The sequence below is a fragment of the Acidovorax sp. A1169 genome (genome assembly GCF_030704685.1).
Lineage (GTDB): Bacteria > Pseudomonadota > Gammaproteobacteria > Burkholderiales > Burkholderiaceae_C > Acidovorax.
The window spans coordinates 1-5,324 of record NZ_JAUZDX010000050.1; the positions used below are offsets into that span (position 1 = coordinate 1).

Below are 5,324 nucleotides of genomic sequence, written 5' to 3' on the forward strand. Positions count from 1 at the left end.
TCCACAAACCAGGCACACAGTCAGCCACAGGCGACTACCCAACGCCGGCAATGCTGGATGCAGGCAGGGCGCGGCGCGTCAGCACCGCAGCGACGCAGAAGCACCCAAACAACTGAAACAACACTCAGGGCGACAACGCCTGCTCCACCGCCACCTTGGCCTCTTCCAGGCTGCTGAAAAACCGCGTGGGCTGCGGCAGGGCCTTGGGCAGATGGGAGGGTGCCGGCCACAAACGCTCATCCGTCCAGCCCGCTGTCCACCCGCCAATGTCCTTGCGCTTGACGGAGCAGACGGCTTGCCCGCTCACCGTCGCTACCCAGGTAGTAGGCGGATCGTGGTCCCAGGTGACGTTTGCCATGGTGCCCTCCAACGGTTGGCTGCAACACATTGTAAGAAGGCTCTTACCCAGCCGGCACTGGTGGTTCCCCGACTGCGCCACACCAGCCGTTTGCCGATGGCATGGGCAACTACAGCAGCTTCCCCAACATCACCACCCGCCCCTTGCGATAGCCCAAGCCCTCATAGAACCCAAACGCCGGCGCCTCCTCCAGGGTCTGCAAGTTCACGCTCACGACCCCCTCGTCCCGCAGCACATCCTCCAACGCGCGTATCAAGATTGCCCCAGCACCTTGCCGCTGCAGACGCCCGGCCACGCACATCTCCTTGATGTGAAAGGTCCACCCATTCACCCACCGCTCCTTCCACCCCAGCACCATCGCAACCGGCACCTCATCGACCAGCAACGCCATTGCGCGCGCAGCCGGAAAGGCCATGAACGCCGCGAGCCGCTCCACCACAGCGGCATGCTCCCATCCATCGTTCCAGGGCGGTGCGTTGAACACGCCCAGGTACAGGTCCGCACAGTCGGCGATGTTCTCGGCCGTCAGGGCCACCGTGGCAAAGGGCTGGGTCATGGGAAACAAGCGCAAAAAAACACAAGGGCGGCAAGCGTAGCGCACCACGCTTGCCGCCCCTGATTGCGGTTATCCCACGCCCTACATGCTCACCGGGCGGCCATGGGCCCCAACGCAAACTTCGCAGCCCGCACCACGGCGGCCGCATCCACCCCGAAGAACTCCCGCAGCGCCGCCCGCGTATCACTGCGCCCAAACCCATCGGTCCCCAGGGTCAGGTACCTGCGTCCTTCGGGCACGAAAGCGCGCACGGTTTCGGGCACGGCCCGCACATAGTCGGTTGCAGCAATCACCGGACCGCTTGTGGCGGCCAGCTGTGCTGCAAGCCAGGGGGTACCCGGCTCATCTGTTTCGCCCGCGATGGCGCGCTGCTCGCACGCCACGCCATCGCGCGCCAGTTCGCTCCAGCTGGTCACGCTGACCACTGTGGCGGTGATGCCTTCGGCGGCCAGTTGCTGCGCGGCCTTGACCACCTCGGTGAGGATGGCGCCGGAGCCCATCAGCGTCACGTGGCGTGCGTTGGCCGCAGGGCCTTCGGCACCGAAGCACTGGAACACATAGCAGCCGCGCAGCACGCCCTCGGCCGCACCGGCGGGCAGGTCGGGCTGGGCGTAGTTCTCGTTCATCAGTGTGACGTAGTAGAAGACGTCGCGCTGCTCGGTCACCATCTCGCGCATGCCGGCGTCGACGATCACGGCCATCTCGCCCGCATAGGCCGGGTCGTAGGCCTTGCAGTTGGGAATGGTGGCCGCCACCAGGTGGCTGCTGCCGTCCTGGTGCTGCAGGCCCTCGCCGCCCAGCGTGGTGCGACCCGAGGTAGCGCCCAGCAAAAAGCCGCGCGCCCGCTGGTCGGCAGCGGCCCAGATGGCATCGCCCACGCGCTGAAAGCCGAACATCGAGTAGTAGATGTAGAACGGCAGCGTGGCCAGGCCGTGCACGCTGTAGCTGGTGGCCGCAGCCGTCCAGCTGGCGATGGCGCCGGCCTCGCTGATGCCTTCTTCCAGAATCTGGCCATCGAGCGCCTCGCGGTAGCTCAGCACCGAGCCGATGTCCTCGGGCGCATAGCGCTGGCCCACGCTGCTGTAGATGCCGACCTGCTTGAACAGATTGGCCATGCCGAAGGTGCGCGCCTCGTCGGCCACGATGGGCACGATGCGCGGGCCCAGCGTGGCGTCCTTGAGCAAACTGCCCAGCATGCGCACGAAAGCCATGGTCGTGCTCATCTCTTTGCCATCGGCCTGCAGCGCGAACTGCGCGTAGCTGGCGATGGCGGGCACGGGCAACGCTTCGCACACCGTCTCGCGGCGTGGCAGGTAGCCGCCCAGGTTCTGCCGGTGGCTGCGCAGGTAACGCATCTCGGGGCTGTCCTCGGCGGGCTTGAAGAAGGCCAGGCTCGTGGCCTGCGCGTCGGTGAGCGGCAGGTTGAAGCGGTTGCGAAACTCGATGAGGTCGGTCTCGTCCAGCTTCTTCTGGCTGTGCGTGGTCATCTTGCCCTGGCCGGCCGTGCCCATGCCGTAGCCTTTCTTGGTGTGCGCCAGGATCACCGTGGGCTGGCCCTGGTGGCGCGCGGCGGCGGCATACGCAGCGTGGATCTTCACCAGGTCGTGCCCGCCGCGCTTCAAGCGGTCGATCTGCTCGTCCGTCATGCCCTGGGCCAGGGCGGCCAGCTCGGGGTTCTGGCCGAAGAAGTTGTCGCGGTTGAAGCGCCCGTCCTTGGCGGCAAAGGTCTGCATCTGGCCGTCCACCGTGCCCTCCAGCGCGCGGGCCAGCGCGCCGGTGAGGTCGCGGGCGAACAGGCCGTCCCAGTCGCTGCCCCAGACCAGCTTGACCACATTCCAGCCCGCGCCGGCAAACAGGCGCTCCAGCTCGTCGATGATGCGGCCGTTGCCGCGCACCGGGCCGTCCAGGCGCTGCAGGTTGCAGTTGACCACCCACACCAGGTTATCGAGCCCCTCGCGCGCGGCCAGGGTCAGCGCGCTCATGCTCTCGGGCTCGTCCATCTCGCCATCGCCGAACACGCCCCAGACCTTGCGCGCCGAGCAGTCGAGCAAATTGCGGTGCGTGAGGTAGCGCATGAAGCGCGCGTGGTAGATGCTGCTGATGGGGCCGATGCCCATGGACCCGGTGGGGAACTGCCAGAAGTCCGGCATCAGCCAGGGGTGCGGGTAGCTCGACAGGCCCTGCGCCCCTGCGGCAGGCGCCGTGAGCTCCTGGCGGTAGTGCATCAGGTCTTGCTCGGACAGGCGCCCTTCCATGAAGGCGCGTGCATACACGCCGGGCGCGCTGTGCGGCTGGAAGAACACCAGGTCCCCACGGTGTTGGCCTTCGCCCAGCCCTTCACGGGCACGGAAGAAGTGGTTGAACCCGCTCTCGAACAGATCCGCCGCGCTGGCGTAGCTGGCGATGTGGCCGCCCAGCTCCCCGTAGGCCTGGTTGGCGCGCACCACCATGGCCAGCGCGTTCCAGCGCACGATGGAGGCCACGCGCTCCTCGATGGCCAGGTCGCCGGGGAACACCGGCTGGTCCTGCACGGCCACAGTGTTCACATACGGCGTGTTCAGGTCGGGCTGCCAGCCCACGCGCCGGGCCCGCGCCAAGCGCACCATCTCCTGCAGCATGAAGCGCGCGCGCTCGGGCCCCTCGGTCGCGACCAGGGCCAGGAAGGCATCGCGCCATTCGGCGGTTTCTTGGGGATCCGTATCAGCCAACGCGGTGGCCGATGCAGGCATGAGCAGGTGGTGGGGGGCGGTGGGGGCGTTCATGCCGCAACTGTAGCCATTGCGGCCCCGAATGGGATGCCGTTCTGGCCCGTAAAAGCCCCGGCTACAGCACTTCGTGCGGCAAACCACCTACACTGCAGCACATGAAGCTGGATACCCTGGATTTGCGCATTCTGGCCGAGCTGCAGGCCGACGGCTCCCTGTCCAACGTGGAGCTGGCGCGGCGCGTGCACCTGTCGCCCTCGCCCTGCCTGGCGCGCGTGAAGGCGCTGGAGGCCAGCGGCGTCATCAGCCGCTACGTGGCCCTGGCCAGCGCGGCCGCCCTGGGCCTGGGGCTCAACGTGTTCATCAGCATCAGCCTGAAGACGCAGAGCAAGGAAGCACTGGGCGATTTCGAGCAGCGCATCGCCGAGCACGACGAGGTGATGGAGTGCTACCTCATGAGCGGCGACAGCGACTACCTGATCCGCGTGGCCGTGCCCGACATCGGGGCGCTGGAGCGCTTCATCCTGGAGCGGCTGGCCCCCATACCGGGCGTGGAAAAGATCCGCTCGAGCTTTGCACTCAAGCAGGTGCGCTACAAGACGGCGCTGCCGCTGCCGAAGGCATAGGAGTCCACGGGCCGGCGGCAGGGAGGCTGGCGCAGCTCATGTCAGTTCGATGGGTTCTTCGGCGCCGCTGCCATACAGCAGCTCCTCGCGCAAGTGACTGCTGTCGCAGCGCAGGTTGCCCAACACGACCAGACCGTCGATACAGGTCAGGTCAATCCGGCGCATCTCGAATGAGTGATGAGGAGTTGGCAACACTCATGATCATGCGGCGGGATATGCTGGGCGAAGAGGCCATTGCCCGCATCGAGATCATGCGCTGTGGGCCGCCAGAGGTCGATCTTTGAGCACGTCGGAACATCGAGCGTCTTACGCGTGTTTTCAGCGTTACCGTTGGCACAGAGAATGAAAGCGCTGAAACCCATTGCTGGCCCTGACCCAGACAAGTTGCGTCACCCGGTCAATGCAACAGCGACGCGCTCAGCCCCGGAAAGACAAGCCTGCACTGTCAAGGACAGCTTGGCGCAGCCATACATGAGGCGGATCGCGTTCCAGACGGCGCGGCCAGATCATGGACACGGACGATCCGCGCACGCGCAGTGGTACTTCACCCAACTCCATTGACAGCAGGTTCGAGGCAGCGCGCGCCACCGGGCTGGGCAACGTGGCCAGCAGTGGGCTGTTGGCGGTGATAAAAACAGCTGCCGCAAAATCGGGCACCGTGACTTGTACCCGGCGCGTTGCCCGTCCCCGCTTGCGCAACGCTTCATCCACCTGATTCCCAAAGGCGCGTTCGATGTGAACTGCCACATGTGCCATTTGCAGGTACTCCTTCAAAGAGGTCGGCAGCGGTTCGCCTTTTCGCCGCACGCACATCCAGGAGTCCTCGATAAAAGGGGTACTCGCACACCACCCAGGACAGAACTCTTGTGGACCGAACATGATTTCGGCCTCGCCACTGGCAAGCAGGTTCTCGGGATTGCCCGTAACAGGGAGCAGAGAAATATGCACATGGGGTGCGTGGTCGTGCAGCCAACTGACGATGGAGCCCATCAGCGCGACCGCTGCGTAGTCCGAACTCACAATGCGGAAATGCGCCTTGTCCCGCAACGGATCGAACGCACGCGGTGGGTTGAACAACT

The 5,324-nt window shown here is 65.7% G+C and carries 6 protein-coding genes; 1 reads left to right on the forward strand and 5 read right to left on the reverse strand.

Annotated elements, in window-relative coordinates; all coding sequences use genetic code 11:
• Nucleotides 1-124: 124 nt before the first annotated feature.
• The 3 genes from QYL93_RS31650 to mdeB form a co-directional block, all read right to left on the reverse strand.
• A complete protein-coding gene (locus tag QYL93_RS31650; RefSeq protein ID WP_305747398.1) occupies nt 125-358 on the reverse strand; it encodes a hypothetical protein in 234 nt (77 codons plus the stop codon).
• 109 nt (nt 359-467) lie between these two features.
• Nucleotides 468-914: a GNAT family N-acetyltransferase gene (locus tag QYL93_RS31655; protein WP_305747399.1), complete on the reverse strand. Its 447-nt coding sequence runs from the start codon at nt 912-914 to the stop codon at nt 468-470.
• An 89-nt stretch (nt 915-1,003) separates the two neighbouring features.
• Nucleotides 1,004-3,676, reverse strand: a complete 2,673-nt coding sequence (gene mdeB, locus QYL93_RS31660) for an alpha-ketoglutarate dehydrogenase (RefSeq protein WP_305747400.1) — start codon at nt 3,674-3,676, stop codon at nt 1,004-1,006.
• 101 nt (nt 3,677-3,777) lie between these two features.
• Between mdeB and QYL93_RS31665 the strand changes: the two genes are divergently transcribed.
• Nucleotides 3,778-4,245 carry an Lrp/AsnC family transcriptional regulator gene (locus QYL93_RS31665; protein ID WP_305747401.1) on the forward strand — a complete coding sequence of 156 codons (468 nt, stop codon included), beginning with the start codon at nt 3,778-3,780 and terminating at the stop codon, nt 4,243-4,245.
• Nucleotides 4,246-4,281: 36 nt separating this feature from the next.
• On the opposite strand, the gene QYL93_RS31670 is transcribed toward QYL93_RS31665, so the two are convergent.
• Both QYL93_RS31670 and QYL93_RS31675 read right to left on the reverse strand, forming a co-directional pair.
• Nucleotides 4,282-4,410: a hypothetical protein gene (locus QYL93_RS31670; protein WP_305747402.1), complete on the reverse strand. Its 129-nt coding sequence runs from the start codon at nt 4,408-4,410 to the stop codon at nt 4,282-4,284.
• Between the two features lie 252 nt (nt 4,411-4,662).
• On the reverse strand, nt 4,663-5,324 hold a 662-nt coding region (locus QYL93_RS31675; RefSeq protein ID WP_305747403.1), incomplete at its 5' end, for a LysR substrate-binding domain-containing protein.